We start from the raw sequence: 18,204 nt of genomic DNA on the forward strand, positions 1-18,204 counted from the left end.
TAGATTTGTACAGGTGCCGCACTCAAAATATCAGATTAGGTAGAACAACAATTGTTAGACATCATAAACGCAGAAGCGATGGTGAATGCAGAAAACCTTGTCTTATTATCTGAAGAACTATAACCATTTTCTTAATTGACATGAGAAAGGGCGCAAAGGGCTGAAATTAATACGGTGAATTGTATTCGCATTGACCTGCCCCAGGAAGGGTCGGTTATATGATGATTCAAATAACATGGAGCTGTTATTTGAACCTGTGATTTCTATGGATAATTGGATTATTCATGGAGGAAGAATCGTTTGCCTTCTAACTTCCCTTGAAATTGCCCCTTGTTCTCTTTAAAGTTCATTAAAAACGGACTTGCCAATAAGAAATTCCACAAAAGAGGTCTGATAAAATCAGATGTTCCCTCTTCTTGTGCTCCTGCCTGTGTCCATAAAGTTTTAAGACAATAGGCTTTTCCATGCTTTTCCTGAGAGTTGGAGGTGTTCAGCAGCATTTCCATTCTCTTTGATACCCGCACTGCTGGCGGGTGTAGCTAAATCTAGCTTAGGCTGCTCGTTTTACAGCTTCTATCTGTCAATTTCTCAGATGGCAACCCAGCGCCTCCTGGTTCTGGTAGAGGGCACCTCCATTTCTGGAGGGTAGGTGAGTTTTTTCAATTTGTAATTAAACAATTGACTTTATGAAATGGAAATTTACGAATAGGGTACTCGCCCTGTCGGGTACTGTGGTATTGTACGCCCTCCTTCCCTGTTTGCCGCAGGAAAGTGCCTATGCTGGGGTAAGGGACCACCGGGTGGTCTCCAAGCAAGACAGATCCGTGTCTGGAACGGTGACTTCGGCGGAGGATGGCTCTCCGTTGGTTGGGGTTTCTGTCTCTCTCAAAGGCGGCACCGCGGGGGCTATGACCGATGTCAATGGCAAATACCAGATCTCGGTTCCTGGGAACGCGGTCTTGATTTTCAGTTACATAGGGTATACTCCCCAGGAAGTATTGGTGTCTAACCAGTCCCAGTTGAATGTTCGCTTAAAGGCCGACCGCCAGGTATTGGAGGAAGTAGTGGTGATTGGTTATGGTACCCAGAAGAAGGGTGATGTGACCAGCGCCGTGGCCGGGGTAGATCGTGAGGACTTCGTGCAGGGTGCCGTGCGTGATGCGGCCCAGTTGGTGCAGGGGAAAGTAGCTGGTCTGCGGGTAACCACCCCCAGCGGCGATCCCAATGCCACCACCCAAATCAACCTGCGGGGCATCAGCTCCATCCAGGGCAGTTCCGAGCCATTGGTAATAATAGACGGTGTTCCCGGTGAAATTAACACTGTGGCTCCAGAGGATATTGAGTCAGTGGATGTGTTGAAAGACGGGTCAGCGGCTGCCATCTACGGTACGCGGGCCACTGGCGGGGTAATCCTTATCACTACGCGCAAAAACCAGGGTGACCGCAGTACAGTGGAATACAACGCCTATACCAGCGTGCAGACTATTGCCAGAAGACCTGAATTGTTGACTGGAGATGATTACCGCCGGTTGATCGCTGAGGAAGGCATTGACTATGAAGATTACGGCGGCAATACAGACTGGCTGGATGAAATCATGCAGACTCCAATCAGCCATAACCACAACCTGACCTTCTTCGGGGGAAACTCTGCCACCAACTTCACAGGCTCCCTCAACTACAGAAACTGGGGAGGTATTATAAAAAGAACGGGGCAGGAGCGTTTTGTCGCCAGGGCTGATGTAAACCACGCTATGTTTGATGAGAAACTGAAGGCGAATATTCAGTTGATCAATACCATTGGTTCTTCTAAGCAAGGCGGTGGCGATGGTTATGCTTATCGGCAGGCGATTATCCGGAACCCTACGGACCGGGTAAGGACCGAAACCGGTGAATGGCAGGAGCGAGATGGATACTTTTACCTCAATCCAGTGTCCAGGATAGAAGAATTCAACCGGGAGAGTACCACCCGGGAAATGAGAATGAGCGGAAGCTTGGATTATTCTCCTATTAAAGACCTGCATTTCAAAATACTAGGGTCTCATATCCAGGGGAGTTCTTTGTCTGGATATGCCTCCACGTTCAACCACTCAGACACATGGTTGGATAACCGAAACAGCAATGCGGGCAGAAGCACGGGCGCTAGTCGGTCTAACTTGCTGGAGCTCACCTCTAATTACGCCAAAACTTTTGGAGCCCATAGTTTCAGTGTGTTGGGTGGCTATAGCTGGCAAGATGAAACAAATGAATCGTTCTATGCTGATAACTGGAATTTTCCTACGGATGCCTACGGCTGGAACAATCTAGGGGTTGGCCAAGCAGTTCAGGCTGGTTTAGCAGGGATGGGTAGCTACAAGGAAAATTGGAAACTCATTGGCTTCTTCGGCCGCGTGACTTACGACTTCAATGACAAATACCTGTTTATGGCCAGCGTGAGACGTGAGGGTTCCTCTAAGTTTGGCGCTAACTCTAAGTGGGGTACCTTCCCGGCCGTATCGGTAGGCTGGAGAATAAGCCAGGAAGAATTCTTGAAATCCTTCGGCTTTATCTCAGACCTGAAGTTAAGAGCCGGTTACGGGGTAACTGGTACCATTGCTAACAGCGCCTATTTATCGCAGATCAGCTATAATTTTAGTCAAGCTGAAGGGGCATTTATTGGAGGAAAATGGGTGAGAGGCTTTTCCCCGGCCCGTAACTTCAACCCAGATCTGCGGTGGGAAAGAAAAGGGGAATACAACGTAGGTCTTGATTTTGGTTTCCTGAAAAACCGCATCAGTGGCTCCTTGGATTTCTTCCGTCGGGACATTGAAGACTTACTGTACCAATTTGAGGTTCCATCACCTCCTTACCTGATTGGGTTTATGACCATCAATGCGGGTGCGTTGCGCAGCCAGGGATTTGAGGCATTGGTAAATTTTGTTCCCGTTGAAACCAAGAATTTTACCTGGAACTCCAATGTGACTTACTCAACGAACAAAACAGAGCTGGTTTCTTTGACCAATGACCAGTTTGATAATGCAATAGATTATTTTGACCAAGGTTATACCGGTGAACCCATCCAGGACTTCACCCACCGGGTAGCTGTAGGAGAGCCCATCGGCCGCTTCTATGTTTGGAAAACCGTGGGAGTGGATGCGAACGGCGGTTGGTTAGTGGAAAGCAAAACCGGCGAAGCTATTCCAATCAATGACGCCACTCAGGAAGACCGTCAATACTACGGCAACGCCATTCCCAAGCACGTGCTAGGCTGGAACAACTCTGCCCGCTTCAAGAACTTTGACCTGACGGTAAACATCAGAGGTGCTTTTGGCCATGACATCCTCAACTTCCAGCGCATGTTCTATGAGAACCCAAAGAACCCATCTTACAACATGCTTAAGACCGCTTATGACCCGGTTTACGGAAAACGACTCAATAACGACCTGGTGTATGTAAGTCATTACATTGAAAAGGGAGACTACGTGAAAATTGACAACGTCACCTTTGGCTATACTTTACCAAAGGACCTGATCAAGATTGTAAGGAATGCAAGAGTCTTCGTGTCTGGGCTAAATCTGGTGACCTTCACCGGCTACAAAGGATTAGATCCGGAAGGGGTAAGCTACTCAGGATTTGCTCCTGGCAATGATGAGCGCGACAAATACCCTACCACCCGCACGTTTACGGCAGGCATTAATGTATCCTTCTAGGTTTTAAGAGCACAATCATGAAAAAGAGATTAATAGTATATACCCTGGCTACCACCTTAGGGGCAGTAGGCGCTATCAGTTCCTGTACCAACCTGGATGAAGAGGTTTACTCAGAGGTTTTGGCTTCCAGTTTTAAGCCCACTGAAAAAGACATCCCAGCCATCATCGCGCCAGTGTATGCCTCTTTTAGGGGGTTAATGATGGGCTGGCAAGGATACTTTGATTTGCAGGAAGAAAGCGCAGATGCCATTGCCACACCGGCTCGTCCTAACGGCTGGTATGACGGTGGTACCTACCTCAGGATGCACACCCACACCTGGACCCCGCTGCAATGGCAACCCCAGAATACCTGGTTAAGCTCTTACCGGAGCATCACCCAAGCCAACCGCGTACTGGCGCAGATTGAGGCCGGGCAGATAGCCATGGAAAGTGGGAAAGAAGCGTTGGTGGCAGAACTAAGAGCCGCTCGGGCATTTGCCTATTACCTGTTATTGGATAACCATGGAAATATACCCATAGTGACCGATTTTAATAACACCGAGTTGCCCGAACAGAAATCCCGCCAGCAGGTATACGAATTCGTGGAAAAGGAGCTTTTGGAAGTAGTGGACCTCTTGAGCGACGATCCTAAAGCCACCTATGGCCAGTTGAACAAGTGGGGAGTGAAAGCCTTGCTGGCAAAGATTTATCTTAATGCCGGGGTGTACACCGGCACGACACAGTGGGAAAAATGTATCCAGCAGGCCGATGAAATTATCAGTAGCCAGAAGTACTCCTTGGATCCCAACTACTCAGATGTCTTCACCTACACGAACCAGAATTCACCAGAGATCATCTTTGCCATTCCATATGACCAAATTTACGGTCAGGGAAATATTGTCCATATGAAAACGCTGGACCCTGCCAGTAGATTCGTGTACAAAATGCAGGCTGGCCCTTGGGGAGGCAACGCCGCCGTACCGCAGTTCATAGACACCTATGATGCGCAGGATGGCCGCCTGAAAGACACCTGGATCATGGGACCACAGAAAAATGCGACCACTGGCGCTATCGCCATTGATTATGTGAAATTGATGCCTAGCATGGCTGCCACCGAGTCAAACGAGGGCTACCGCATTGGGAAGTATAAAATCAAGGAAGGAGCCACCGGAGCCCTGGACAATGACTTCCCTATGCTGCGCTACGCCGATGTGCTCATGATGAAGGCAGAAAGCCTGCTGCGCATGGGCCGCGCCGATGAAGCAGCCGTGTTAGTGACCCAAGTGCGCCAGCGCGCTTTCCGGGATACCAATCCAGCAAAAGCTACTGTGACCGGCGATGACCTGAAGCAGGGCAGTACCTATGAGTACGGTCTTCAGGATGAGAACGGCAACGTGCTTTCTGGCCCCGGAAGCGGTGGTGCCGATATCCAGTTCGGGAGAATGTTGGATGAGCTAGGATGGGAGTTTGCGGCAGAGGCGCACCGCAGACAAGATTTGATCCGTTTCGGGGTATTTGGCACAAAAGCCTGGTTTAACCATAGCCCAAGCAGCCCTAGCAAAGCCCTGTTCCCCATCCCCGCCGAAGAGATCAATAAGAACCCTAAACTGGCCCAAAACCCTGGATATTAAAGCGTAATTGGTTTGTTTGTTGAGGAACTGCTCATTTAAACCTTCTGGAAACAGGGGTGAGGATGGGCAGTTTTCTTTTCCTCTCCTCCCGTTTAATAAGCCGCTGTTAACATAGTATTACCATTGGCTAACATGCTGAAGCTTCTTTTAAGGTTTATAATGTTTATTGCATTAGAAGAAGATTTGAGGAGCGATGCGTTTTAAGCGCGTTTTTCTGAAAAAAGGCCCAAAACTATCCTTCAGATATAAGAAAGTGCCCTGACCCGCACACCCAAAGTCAGTCATTCCAGCAGGCGGTAAATCCTTTTTTGTACTAGCGATTGCCCTCAACGATTTCAGTATCATCAAGTAAGACCCCAACTTTATGAGCGAAATGAAAAAATGGTCTATTCTGCCTATACTCTTGGTAGTTTGATCTCCCTCAATCCCGCGCAGGCCCAATCCTATGTTCCGGAGTGGAACAACACCAAGATGCAGGTCAAGCCGGTGGTTGGCATTAAGGCTTACGCGTTCAACCTGCAGGACGTGAAACTCTTGGAAAGTCCTTTCAAGGAGGCCATGAACGCAGACGCCGATTACCTCCTGAAGGTTGAGCCTGACCGCTTGCTGTCTGATTTCCGGGCTCACGCCGGTCTCAAACCAAAGACGGCTAAGTACGGCGGCTGGGAGTCCTCGGGCCTGGCCGGGCATAGTTTGGGGCATTACCTCTATGCATGCGCCATGCAGTATGCGGTGTTTATGCGCTGTTTTTTGTAAAAGACCCCTAAAATGAAGAAAAACCTACTTAGTCTACTGGCCATTTGCCTCGTACAGACGGGGGCGTTCGCGCAGGGCGGCATCAGGAACATCGCGCCAGTGAACTTCTCCCAAGTCACCATCAACGATGCCTTCTGGAAGCCCCGCATTGACCAGGTGGCCACCGTCACCATTCCGGTCTGTATTGAGCAAACCGAGGTGAAAACGCCCCGCATTCAGAACTTCGAGATCATGGCGGGCCTGAAGAAAGGTGAGTTCAAGGGCATTTTCTACGATGACTCCGATGTTTACAAAGCCCTGGAGGCGATTGCCTATTCCATCAAAAACAAACCTTCCCCGGAGCTGGAGAAGAAGGCCGATCAGTGGATTGACCTCATCGCCAAGGCCCAGCAGCCCGACGGTTATCTGAATACCTACTACACGCTCCAGTTCCCCGAGAAGCGCTGGACCGACATGAGCATGCACGAGGATTACAACGGCGGGCACCTCATAGAGGCGGCCGTGGCGTACTATGAGGCCACCGGCAAGCGCAAGCTCCTGGACGTGGCCACCAAATTCGCCGATCATTTCGCCTCGCTTTTCGGGCCGGGCAAGCATCATTGGGTGACCGGGCACCAGGAACTGGAGCTGGCTTTGGTGAAGCTGTACAAAACCACCAAAAACAAAAAGTACCTGGACCTGGCCGATTGGCTTCTGGAGGAGCGCGGCCGTAAATTGGCCAAAGGCTACACTTGGACCGATTGGAAAGACACTGCCTACGCCCAGGATGTCATGCCTGTGAAACTGCAGAAGGAAATCACGGGCCACGCCGTGCGCGCCATGTACATGTACACCGGCGCCGCAGATGTAGCCGCCCTGAAGGGCGATGAAGCCTACATGGGCGCCATGAAAAACGTGTGGGAAGACGTGGTCTACCGTAACATGTACATCACCGGTGGCATCGGTTCCTCGGGCCGCAACGAAGGCTTCTCCAAAGACTATGACCTCCCCAACGAGCACGCGTACTGCGAAACCTGCGCCTCGGTGGGCATGGTGTTCTGGAACCAGCGCATGAGCTCCATGACCGGCGACAGCAAGTACGTAGACGTGCTGGAGCGCAGCCTCTACAATGGCGCTTTGGATGGTTTGTCGCTGAGCGGCGACCGGTTCTTCTATGGGAATCCCCTGGCCTCCCGGGGGCAGCACCAACGCAGCGAGTGGTTCGGGACGGCCTGCTGTCCGGCCAATATCTCCCGCCTCATCGCCTCGCTGGGCAATTACGTCTATGCGCAGTCCGACAACGGGGTGTGGGTGAACCTGTACATCGGGAGCCAGACCAACCTTAATACCCCCAACGGGAACCTGCCGCTGGAGATGAAAACCAATTACCCCTGGGAGGGCAAAGTGGATCTTACGGTGAATCCGGCCAAAGCCACCAATGCCACGTTGCACCTGCGCATTCCGGGTTGGGTACAGGGTGAGCCCGTACCCGGCGATCTGTATCGTTTCTCTGACAAAACCCCCTCAAAATTCACGGTGAAGCTCAACGGGAAAGCCATCCCCTACAAAATGGAGCGGGGCTACGCCGTCATCGACCGGAAGTGGAAAAAAGGAGACCGCCTGGAGTTGGACTTCCCCATGGAGGTAAAAAAGGTAGTGGCCAAAGACAGCCTGACTAACAACCAGGACAGGATCGCGCTGCAACGCGGGCCGCTGGTGTACTGCGTGGAAGGCGTGGACAACGGCCAGGAAGCCTGGAACATGGTGGTGCCCGAGGATACCCGTTTTAAGGCTACTTTCAACCAACAGCTCCTAAACGGCGTGGTGGCCCTGAAGGCCGAAGTACCAGTCATTTCCGTAAGTGCCGATGGTTTGTCCACCGTTACCCAAAGAAAAACCATCACCGCCATCCCGTACTATTCCTGGGCCAACCGCGGCAAAAGCCCCATGCAGGTCTGGCTGCCCACCAGGATCAACGGCATCATGTTGAATTATACCCAGTGATAAAAGGTAGCTGCACGCTGGCTCAGGCGAATGCTTTTAGTTATTACTGAGCTTGTGTGTACATCTGTATTTTGCTTTACCTGTTTTGGGTCTGTTTTCTGAAAATCGGCCCTCAAACACTTTATCAATTTTGTATGAATCTTATATCACTTAGCGTGAGAACCAGGTTTTTGTCGGTCATCTTTCTGTTGCTGTGGGGGACCGCCGCGCAGGCCCAGACCAAAACGTTTACCCGGCAGGACACTCTGCGGGGAAGTATCACCCCGGAGCGGGCCTGGTGGGATCTGGCGTATTATCACCTCAACGTGAAGGTGAACCCCGCGGACAGCACCATCAAAGGCATGAACGCCATCACCTACAAAGTCCTCACGCCCAACCAGCGCCTGCAGGTGGATTTGCAGCCGCCCATGCAGATTGAGAAAGTAACGCAGAGCGGGAAAGAACTCACCTTCACCCGCGACGGGAACGCCTGGTTTGTGCAGCTGGATCAGAAACAGACGAAGGACGCGGTGAACACCGTGGAGGTGTATTACGGCGGCAAACCGGTGGTGAGCAAGAATCCACCGTGGAGCGGCGGCATCACCTGGAAGAAAGACGCCAACGGCCAACCCTTCGTGGCGAACTCCAACCAGGGCGATGGTGCCAGTCTGTGGTGGCCCTGCAAAGACCACATGTATGATGAACCCGACAGCATGCAGATCAGCGTCACCGTGCCGGAGAACCTGATGGATGTCTCCAACGGGAAACTCCGGGGCATGACCCAGAATAATGACGGCACCAGAACCTTCCACTGGTTTGTGGCCAATCCCATCAACAACTACGGCGTGAACCTGAGCATCGGGGATTACGTGCACTTCTCTGAGAAATACAAGGGTGAGAAAGGCCTGCTGGATCTTGACTATTATGTCTTGAAAGAGAACCTGGAGAAAGCCAAAGTGCAGTTCAAAGACGCTCCCCGAATGCTCAAGGCATTTGAGCACTGGTTCGGGCCGTACCCGTTCTATGAAGACGGTTTCAAACTGATTGAGGTGCCTTACACCGGCATGGAACACCAGAGCGCCGTCACTTATGGCAATGGCTACAAAAACGGCTACCGGGGTAAAGATCCCAGCGGTTCCACCGGTTGGGGCATGAAGTTCGATTTCATTATCATCCATGAATCGGGGCACGAGTGGTTCGCCAACAACATCACCTACAAAGACATCGCGGACATGTGGATTCACGAGAGTTTCACGAATTACTCTGAGAACCTGTTTGTGGAATATTATTACGGGAAGAAAGCTGGCAGCGAGTACGTGATCGGGACCCGGGCCGGCATCGGGAACAAGCAGCCTATCATTGGCGAATACCACGTGAACCACAAAGGCTCCGGCGACATGTACCCCAAAGGCGGCAACATGCTGCACACGCTTCGGCAGGTGGTGAATGATGATGCCAAATGGCGCAACATCCTGCGGGGCCTGAACAAAGAATTCTACCACCAGACCGTCACCACGCAGCAGATTGAGAACTACCTGAGCAAGAAAGTAGGCCGTGACCTCACACCTTTCTTCAACCAGTACCTCCGTGACATCCGGATTCCCAAACTGGAGTACCAACTCGCCGGCAACACCCTCAAGTACCGCTGGAGCCACACCGTCGCCGGGTTCAACCTGCCCGTGAAAGTGTACCTAAACGGCAAGGAGAAATGGCTGGAGCCGGTGACCACCTGGAAAGAACTCAGCGGCATGAAACCCGGCACGGAGCTTACCCTGGACCCTAATTTCTACGTGGAGTCCTCCCGCAAGGAAAGTATCTAGGTTGTTCGGTAGGTCTGCTAATATGGTATCAGGACGTGCTAATATGCTGAACAAAAATTGATTATATCAGATACATATTGCCATACATATCCACCAAAAACATCCAACCATGCTTCTTTTCCCCCGCCTTACAATCTCACCTAGTGGGTATTCCGCTGCGCTGAAACAGGTTCTGGTTTGTGCCCTTGTGCTTCTGGGTTCTGGCGCTGTGCAGGCGCAGGGAACCAAGGCAGATTATGAACGGGCAGAGAAGTTGAAGGTGGCCATGAATACCAAGGTGTACTATGCGCCGTCGCGTTTTAGTTGGGAGAAGGGGAAGGAGTCTTTCTGGTATGTGCGACAGACGCCCAGAGGAAAAGAATTTATGCTGGTCAACGCCCAAAAACGGTCCAAAAAACCTGCCTTCGATCAGCAGAAACTAGCGAAAGAACTGTCGGCGGCTTTAGGTAAAACGTTGGATTCCTACAACTTGCCCTTTACTGAGATCACCTTTGTGGAAGACGGCAAAGCCATGGAATTTGTAGCCGAAGGAACGAAGTGGCGAACCAACCTGGGCTCTTACAAACTGCAGAACCTGGGCAAAGCCGAAGAGCAAAACAACCGCTATTGGGGTGACCGCTGGAGTGACCAAGGCAACAAGCCGGTGCTCTCGCCTGACAAACAATGGGAAGCCTTGATCAAGAACCACAACGTCTACATCCGCTCGGTGAAAGACAAAAAAGTGGAGCATCAACTGAGCTTCGATGGCTCGGCGGGGGAGTACTATTCTTCCTTCCTGGAGTGGTCCCCGGACTCAAAAAAACTGGCCACTAACCGGGTGAGGGCCAACAAGGAGCATTTACTGTACCTGATTGAGTCCTCGCCTTTAGATCAGTTGCAGCCCAAACTACATACCCGCAATTACCTGAAGCCCGGCGATGCGCTGCCGCAGAGAGCTCCGCAGCTTTTCCTGGTGGAGGAAAAACGGCAGGTGGCTGTTGATCCGTCGCTCTTCGGGGTGGGGCAGCAGTATGATCTCTCTAATCCTAGCTGGCGGAAAGATGGACGGGCATTCACGGTGGAGTACAACCAGCGCGGGCACCAGGCCTACAAAGTGCTGGAGGTAGATGCTGCCTCGGGCAAGGTGCGGGACCTGATCAAAGAAGAAAACAAGACCTTTATTGATTACAGCGGCAAGAAGTTCCGGCAGGATGTAGCCGATGGGAGGGAAATCATCTGGGCCTCGGAACGCGACGGCTGGAACCACCTCTACCTTATTGACGGCGCCACTGGCCAGGTCAAAAACCAGATCACCAAAGGCGATTGGGTTGTGCGTGAGGTGGTACACGTAGACGAGAAAAACCGGAGCATTCTGTTTGAAGGCAGCGGCCGCGAAGCGGGGCAAGACCCCTACCTGGTGCAGTACTATCGGGTGAACTTTGACGGCTCCGGCCTCACGGCGCTCACCAAGGAAGACGCCCACCACACCGGCACTTTCTCTTCAGACTTCAAGTATTTCGTGGACAATTACTCGCGGGTAGATAGTCCGCCGGTAGCGGTGCTCAGAAGCGCCACCGACGGAAAAGTGGTGATGGAACTGGAGAAAGCCGATGCCTCTGAACTACCCAAATCTGGCTGGAAAGCGCCGGAGGTATTTACCGCCAAGGGACGCGACGGGCAAACCGATATCTGGGGCATTGTGGTGCGACCCACCAACTTTGATCCTGCCAAGACTTACCCGGTTATTGAATACATCTACGCCGGTCCGCACAGTGCGTTTGTGCCAAAGACGTTTAACTCCGGCGCCCGGCACATGCAGGAACTCGCGGAGCTGGGCTTTGTGGTGGTGCAGATTGACGGCATGGGTACCTCTAACCGGTCCAAAGCTTTTCAGGATGTTGCCTGGAAAAACATCAAAGACGCGGGCTTCCCGGACCGCATTGCCTGGATGAAGGCTGCCGCCCAGAAATATCCGTCTTTGGACTTGAGCCGGGTTGGCATCTACGGAACTTCCGCTGGAGGACAGAGCTCGGCCGGGGCCCTGCTGTTCCACCCGGAGTTCTACAAAGTAGCGGTTTCTTCGGCGGGTTGCCATGATAACCGCATGGACAAAATGTGGTGGAATGAGCAGTGGATGGGCTTCCCCATCGGGCCGGAATACGCTGCCTCCTCTAACGTGGTCAACGCCCACAAACTACAGGGTAAACTGATGCTAATCTTAGGCGAACTGGACGATAACGTAGATCCAGCCTCCACGCTGCAACTGGTAGATGCACTCATCAAAGCCAACAAGAACTTTGACTTCCTGATGGTACCCGGCATGGGCCACTCGTCCGGAGGGGAATACGGGGAGCACAAGCGACGCGACTTCTTCGTGAAGCACCTGCTGGGCATAGATCCGCCTGCCTGGGAGATAAAAGGCCAGGAAAAGGCTAAAAGCTGATTTGCGCCTGAAAACCCAAAAACAGCCCTTAAACAGAAATCGCCAGGTGGCTTAGGCTATTGTCCAAGCTTTACACCTGGGTTGTTTCCATCAGAGAAAAGTCGCTGGTGAACTTGGTGTTGTGGAGCTTCACAAACTCAGTAGGGGTGAAGTTGGTGATGTCTTTGAACTGGCGGTTGAAATAGGAGATGTTGTCATACCCGCATTCAAAAGCCGTCTCCCGGATGTTCCATTTGTCCTCAATCAGGAGCTTGCAGGCGTGGCCAATCCTGATTTCGTTCAGAAACTGGGAATATGTTTTTTGGGTGTGTTGCTTAAAATAGCGGCAAAACGCATTCACACTCATGTTGGCCACATTGGCGGCATCGCTGAGCTTGATGTCCTCGGTGAAGTTGTTCATGATGTAGTTGAAGACATCATTGATCTTGCGGTTATCAGATTCGTTGAGGTTCGCGTTGAAACCCACCGAGGACAGCATTTCCAGTTCATGGGAGTGGGAGAGAAGGTTTAGAATGATGAGCACCTGGATGATGCGCTCAAACCCTTTCATGGCGCGCATGTCCTGGATCAGGGTTGATACCTTGTCCCGGGTTTCTCCTTCTATAAGTAACCCCCGCTTGCTGTTGAGTAATAATTTTTGGATCGCGTGCGCCTCAGGAAGGGAGAAAAGATTATCTTCAAAAGCCGCAAGGTCCACAAAGACCGAGATGTTTTTGGCTTTGAGCTCAGAGTCTGGTTCGTAGTACCTTTTATCGTTCCGGAATACGTGCGGCAGGTTAGAGCCCAGGACAATGATGTCGCCGGCATTGAAGTTACCAATGCTGTCACCAATGAAACGGGTTCCGGTGCTTTCACAAATCACCATGATCTGCAGTTCTGGGTGGAAATGCAGGTTCTCATAGAAATGGCGCTGTTCGTCATACTGAATCCGGACGGATTCGCCTGACGTCTTCGGGATTTTGAAATGTAGGGGTTTCATGGTCTGGGTAAAGAAAAAGAAAAAGGAGAACGTACTTAAATTTAACTAACATAATTGATAAATCGGTACAAGCAGTCCAATTGATAATCTTGTATCACCAATGGGTAAAATGTAGGAATTCCCTTCAAACCCGATAGGGTAGTTTTGTTAAGCTCTTATACAGGTTTAGAAATCATAAAATCAAATACAGTAACATTAAAAAAGCACGCCATGAATGTACAATGGAAAGGAGTTTTCCCTGCTGTCACCACCAAGTTCACGGAGCAAGACAGACTTGATATACCTGCGTTTCTGAGCAACATTGAGGCTCAACTGAATGCCGGGGTGGACGGGATCATATTAGGAGGGACCCTAGGGGAAGCCAGCACCTTAACAGATGAGGAAAAAGCAACGTTGGTAAAGGAAACCGTTGCGTTTGTAGACGGCAAGGTGCCCGTGGTGATGAACATAGCCGAGCAGTCTACTGCCAAGGCGATTCAGGCGGCCGAAGAAGCCCGGAAAAACGGGGCCAGCGGACTCATGCTGCTGCCCCCTATGCGTTACAAAGCCGATGCCCGGGAGACTGTGACCTATTTTAAGGCCGTTGCCCAGTCTACGCCGCTTCCTATCATGATCTACAACAACCCCATTGATTACCGCATTGAGGTAACCTTGGATATGTTTGAAGACTTGGCTTCTGAGGAGAACATTCAGGCAGTAAAAGAATCTACCCGCGAGGTAGGCAACATCACCAAAATGAAGAACCGCTTCGGAGATAGGTTCAAGATCCTTTCCGGCGTGGATACCCTGGCTTTGGAGAGTTTGGTACTAGGTGCCGAAGGTTGGGTAGCCGGTTTGGTCTGCGCTTTCCCCGCTGAGACCGTGGCCATTTACCGACTGGTAAAAGCCGGCCGCTTAGAGGAAGCCGTGAAAATCAACCGGTGGTTCTATCCGCTGCTGGAACTGGATGTGCATCCTAAACTGGTGCAGAACATTAAACTGGCCGAAGTCTGCACAAACCTGGGCACCGAGGCCGTACGGCAGCCCCGCCTGCCCTTGGAAGGCGCAGAGCGTGAGCAAGTGCTGGCCATCATCCATGAGGCCCTGGAGAACCGTCCGGTTTTGCCTGACTTTAAAACAGAAAAAGAACTTATATCCTTGTAGAAGCCTAAGCCTATGTGCATGCACATAGGCTTAGGCTTTATAGGGCCATCTGGTAAGATGGCTTGCGCCGAAAGGACTAGTATTCATTTAAACGGAGGATAATTAATGCCAAGCATGTCGCTAGACCAGGTGCTTCAAACCGCCGAGGAAGCATTCCATACCTACAAAAAAACACCCGCCCAGGTAAAAGCCAACTTTCTGCGGGCCATTGCCACGGAAATTGAGAGTTTAGGTGAGGAGCTGTTACAAGTAGCCAGCCAGGAATCCAATCTGCCCTTGGCGCGCCTTACCGGGGAGCGGGGCCGGACCATGAACCAGCTCAAAGCCTTCGCCGATCTGCTGGAGCAGGGCGGCTGGCTGGAAGCCACCATTGACCCCGCTCTGCCCGATAGAAAACCCCTGCCCAGACCGGATTTGCGCCGCATGCTTTTCCCGCTGGGGCCGGTAGTGGTGTTTGGGGCCAGCAATTTTCCCTTGGCTTTCTCCACCGCCGGAGGAGACTCAGCCTCGGCATTGGCGGCCGGTTGTCCGGTGGTGTACAAAGAGCATCCGGGGCACCCCAAGACCTCCCAAATGGTGTTCGGGGCCATCCAACAGGCGCTGGGTTCATGCGGTTTGCCCGCTGGGCTTTTCCAGCACGTAAGTGGCGGCATTGAGGTGGGGCAGGAACTGGTAAAGCATCCTAAAACCAAGGCGGTGGCGTTCACGGGTTCTTACAAAGGCGGCAAAGCCATCTTTGACCAGGCTTGTCAGCGTGAGCAACCTATTCCGGTGTATGCCGAGATGGGAAGCATTAACCCGATTTTCGTGCTGCCCGAGAAAGCGGAAGCTGAAACCACTACTTTGGCAGAACAGGCGGCAGCCTCTGTGTTGCAGGGTGTAGGGCAGTTCTGTACCTGTCCGGGCTTGGTGTTTTATCCGCAGTCCACAACCACCGAAGCTTTTTTAGACCTACTTTCCCAAAAACTAGGTGAATCTGCCGGCGACAAAATGTTGCATGAAGGTATCTCCCGCAACTACTACCAGGGTTTGACCAGGCTGTTGACCGAAAGCGGTGTGGAAACCCTAGTGACGGCGGAGGAAGATGTCTTGACCGGCCACGCCGCCTTAGCCAGAACCAACGTGCAGGAGTGGCTTAAAAACACCGCGTTGCAGGAAGAGGTTTTCGGGCCGTTCACCCTGGTGGTGACCTATAATGACATGGTAGAACTGGAGCAGGCGGCCGAAGTACTGCAGGGCCAGCTCACCTGTACAATCTGGGGAACTACAACTGAATTAGCAGCTGCCGGAAACCTGGTAGACACGGTACGCGAGAAATGCGGTAGGCTGTTGTTCTCCGGCGTACCGACGGGCGTGGAGGTAAGCCCGGCCATGACCCACGGCGGACCGTTCCCGGCTACCTCAGACAGCCGCAGCACGTCAGTGGGTACCAACGCCATCAAACGGTTTGCCCGGCCTATTACTTTCCAATCGGCGCCGCAGGACTTGCTGCCCGATGAATTAAAAGATCAGAACCCCCTTTCCATCTGGCGTACCGTGGATGGACAGTTCACCAAAGACCCCATTTAACCCTTTATGGCAAGAAAAACCTTCTTCTGTATTGATGCCCACACCTGCGGGAACCCCGTGCGCCTGGTAGCCGGGGGCGGACCCGTTTTGCAGGGCGCCAACATGAGCGAAAAGCGCCAGCACTTCTTACAGGAATTTGATTACATCCGGAAAGGCCTCATGTTTGAGCCGCGCGGCCATGATATGATGTCGGGGAGCATTCTGTACCCGCCGCATGACCCAGAGAACGATGTCGCCGTTTTATACATTGAGACCAGCGGTTGCCTTCCCATGTGCGGTCACGGCACCATCGGAACCGTCACCATTGCCATTGAAGAGGGCCTGATTACACCCAAAACACCCGGCGAACTGCGTTTGGAGGCACCGGCCGGCCTTGTGAAAATTCAATACACCCAAGAAGGCAAAAAGGTAAAATCGGTGAAGCTGACTAACGTGGCTTCCTATCTGGAAGCCGAAGGTCTGACGATAGAATGCCCGGACTTAGGCGAGCTGAAAATTGACGTGGCCTACGGCGGAAACTTTTACGGCATCATTGATCCGCAGGAGAACTTCCCCGGTCTGCAGGAGTTCACCGCCGATAAACTCATTTCCTGGAGTCGGGTGATAAGGGAGCGGATGAATGAGAAATATAGCTTCGTGCATCCGGAGAACCCCACCATCAAAGGCATGAGTCACGTCCTCTGGACCGGCGATACCCTGCAACCTACCTCCACCGCCCGCAACGCGGTGTTCTACGGCGACAAAGCCATTGACCGCTCGCCCTGCGGCACCGGAACCTCGGCGCGTATGGCCCAGTGGTACGCCAAAGGCAAGTTGAAGCCCGGCGATGTGTTTGTGCATGAAAGCTATATCGGGTCCATCTTCAACGGCACCATTGAGGGCGAAACCACGGTTGCCGGCAAACCCGCCATTCTGCCCGGCATTGAAGGTTGGGCCATCGTTACAGGGCTAAACACCATCTTCTTTGATGATGAAGACCCTTATGTTCACGGATTCCAAGTGATTTGATATGAGTAGAGTTACCATTGTGGGGGGCGGCATCATCGGCCTTTTTACCGCGTACTATTTGTCTGAAGAAGGCTTTGAGGTCACCATCCTGGATAGGGGAGATTTGTCTAACAGCTGCTCCATCGGGAATGCCGGCATGATCGTGCCCAGCCACATCGTGCCGCTGGCCTCGCCGGGCATCATCGCCAAAGGAATGAAATGGATGCTTTCCTCCACCAGCCCGTTTTACATCCATCCCAAGCTGGATCTGCGCCTGGCGCAGTGGTGCCTGCTTTTCTACAAGGCGGCCACCAAAAAGCACGTGGAATACAGCATCCCGTACCTGAAGAACCTGAGTCTGTACAGCAAAAACCTGTACGTTGATTTTGCCGGTAAGCACAACTCGCCGGAGGTAGGTTTCCAGGAGAAAGGCCTGCTGATGCTGTATAAATCGGAGGAGGCAGCCCACGAGGAAGTAGAGTTTGCGCACCTGGCCCGCAAGCACGGTTTGGAAACCGAGATCCTGTCGCCGGACGAGGTGAAGCAACTGGAACCGCATGCCGGCATGGATGTGCGCGGCGGGGTCTTTTTCCCCGGCGATGCCCATTTGAATCCCTCGCAACTGCACGCCTACCTGGTGCGGCACTTAGAAAAGAAAGGTGTGAAGATCGTGCGCCACGCCGAGGTGCTGGACTTTGCCACCTCCGGTAGAACCGTCACCTCCGTCATCACCGACAAAGGAGAATTTTCCTCAGACCAGGTCATCATTGCGGCTGGTAACTGGGCCGGTGAGGTGGCCCGCAAACTCAAGATCAACATGCCCATGCTGGGCGGCAAAGGCTACAGTTTCCTCACCAAAAATTCCCCCGCCATTCAGCGCCCGGCCATTCTCACCGAGGCCCGGGTGGCGGTGACGCCTTTCGGGGAGCAGGTCCGGTTTGGCGGCACCATGGAAATCACCAATGATAACACCAGCATCAACCTGAACCGGGTAAAAGGCATCCACAATTCTATCTCCAAGTACTATGGTGGTTTTCAAGCCGATTTTCCGGAAAAGGATAAAATCTGGAGTGGCCTGCGGCCGTGCTCGCCGGATGGTCTGCCCTACATCGGGGCTACCTCTCGCTGGAACAATGTGTTGTTTGGCGCCGGCCACAGCATGATGGGCCTCAGTTTGGCCCCGGCCACCGGCAAGTTGCTCACCGAGGAACTCATGAACCGGAAATCATCAGTGGGCATTGACGCCTTCTCTCCTGACCGGTACAGTTAA

The 18,204-nt window shown here is 52.4% G+C and carries 12 protein-coding genes; 10 read left to right on the forward strand and 2 right to left on the reverse strand.

Annotated elements, in window-relative coordinates; translation table 11 throughout:
• Window positions 1–278: 278 nt before the first annotated feature.
• Window positions 279–506 carry a hypothetical protein gene (locus tag J3P35_RS09620; RefSeq protein ID WP_210464360.1) on the reverse strand — a complete coding sequence of 76 codons (228 nt, stop codon included), beginning with the start codon at window positions 504–506 and terminating at the stop codon, window positions 279–281.
• Between the two features lie 180 nt (window positions 507–686).
• On the opposite strand from J3P35_RS09620, the gene J3P35_RS09625 reads away from it, so the two are divergent.
• The 6 genes from J3P35_RS09625 (at window position 687) to J3P35_RS09650 (ending at window position 12,256) form a co-directional block, all read left to right on the forward strand.
• Window positions 687–3,686 carry a SusC/RagA family TonB-linked outer membrane protein gene (locus tag J3P35_RS09625; protein ID WP_210464361.1) on the forward strand — a complete coding sequence of 1,000 codons (3,000 nt, stop codon included), beginning with the start codon at window positions 687–689 and terminating at the stop codon, window positions 3,684–3,686.
• A 17-nt stretch (window positions 3,687–3,703) separates the two neighbouring features.
• Window positions 3,704–5,296, forward strand: a complete 1,593-nt coding sequence (locus J3P35_RS09630; RefSeq protein WP_210464362.1) for a RagB/SusD family nutrient uptake outer membrane protein — start codon at window positions 3,704–3,706, stop codon at window positions 5,294–5,296.
• A 381-nt stretch (window positions 5,297–5,677) separates the two neighbouring features.
• On the forward strand, window positions 5,678–6,052 hold the full coding sequence (locus tag J3P35_RS09635; protein WP_210464364.1) for a beta-L-arabinofuranosidase domain-containing protein: 375 nt from the start codon (window positions 5,678–5,680) through the stop codon (window positions 6,050–6,052).
• 12 nt (window positions 6,053–6,064) lie between these two features.
• A complete protein-coding gene (locus J3P35_RS09640) occupies window positions 6,065–8,035 on the forward strand; it encodes a glycoside hydrolase family 127 protein (RefSeq protein ID WP_210464366.1) in 1,971 nt (656 codons plus the stop codon).
• Between the two features lie 134 nt (window positions 8,036–8,169).
• A complete protein-coding gene (locus tag J3P35_RS09645) occupies window positions 8,170–9,834 on the forward strand; it encodes a M1 family metallopeptidase (protein ID WP_210464367.1) in 1,665 nt (554 codons plus the stop codon).
• 109 nt (window positions 9,835–9,943) lie between these two features.
• Window positions 9,944–12,256, forward strand: a complete 2,313-nt coding sequence (locus J3P35_RS09650) for a S9 family peptidase (protein ID WP_210464368.1) — start codon at window positions 9,944–9,946, stop codon at window positions 12,254–12,256.
• Between the two features lie 70 nt (window positions 12,257–12,326).
• Here J3P35_RS09650 and J3P35_RS09655 read toward each other — a convergent pair whose 3' ends face one another.
• Window positions 12,327–13,235: an AraC family transcriptional regulator gene (locus J3P35_RS09655; protein ID WP_210464369.1), complete on the reverse strand. Its 909-nt coding sequence runs from the start codon at window positions 13,233–13,235 to the stop codon at window positions 12,327–12,329.
• Between the two features lie 210 nt (window positions 13,236–13,445).
• Between J3P35_RS09655 and J3P35_RS09660 the strand changes: the two genes are divergently transcribed.
• The 4 genes from J3P35_RS09660 to J3P35_RS09675 all read left to right on the forward strand — a co-directional run bounded on the left by J3P35_RS09660 (window position 13,446) and on the right by J3P35_RS09675 (window position 18,204).
• Window positions 13,446–14,378 carry a dihydrodipicolinate synthase family protein gene (locus tag J3P35_RS09660; RefSeq protein WP_210464370.1) on the forward strand — a complete coding sequence of 311 codons (933 nt, stop codon included), beginning with the start codon at window positions 13,446–13,448 and terminating at the stop codon, window positions 14,376–14,378.
• 114 nt (window positions 14,379–14,492) lie between these two features.
• The gene (locus tag J3P35_RS09665; RefSeq protein ID WP_210464371.1) at window positions 14,493–15,947 is read left to right on the forward strand and encodes an aldehyde dehydrogenase (NADP(+)); all 1,455 of its coding nucleotides are present in this window, start codon (window positions 14,493–14,495) and stop codon (window positions 15,945–15,947) included.
• 6 nt (window positions 15,948–15,953) lie between these two features.
• The gene (locus J3P35_RS09670; RefSeq protein WP_210464373.1) at window positions 15,954–16,955 is read left to right on the forward strand and encodes a 4-hydroxyproline epimerase; all 1,002 of its coding nucleotides are present in this window, start codon (window positions 15,954–15,956) and stop codon (window positions 16,953–16,955) included.
• A 1-nt stretch (window position 16,956) separates the two neighbouring features.
• The gene (locus tag J3P35_RS09675; RefSeq protein WP_210464375.1) at window positions 16,957–18,204 is read left to right on the forward strand and encodes an NAD(P)/FAD-dependent oxidoreductase; all 1,248 of its coding nucleotides are present in this window, start codon (window positions 16,957–16,959) and stop codon (window positions 18,202–18,204) included.

The sequence above is a fragment of the Rufibacter roseolus genome, from assembly GCF_017916365.1.
In the GTDB taxonomy this organism is placed as follows: domain Bacteria; phylum Bacteroidota; class Bacteroidia; order Cytophagales; family Hymenobacteraceae; genus Nibribacter; species Nibribacter roseolus.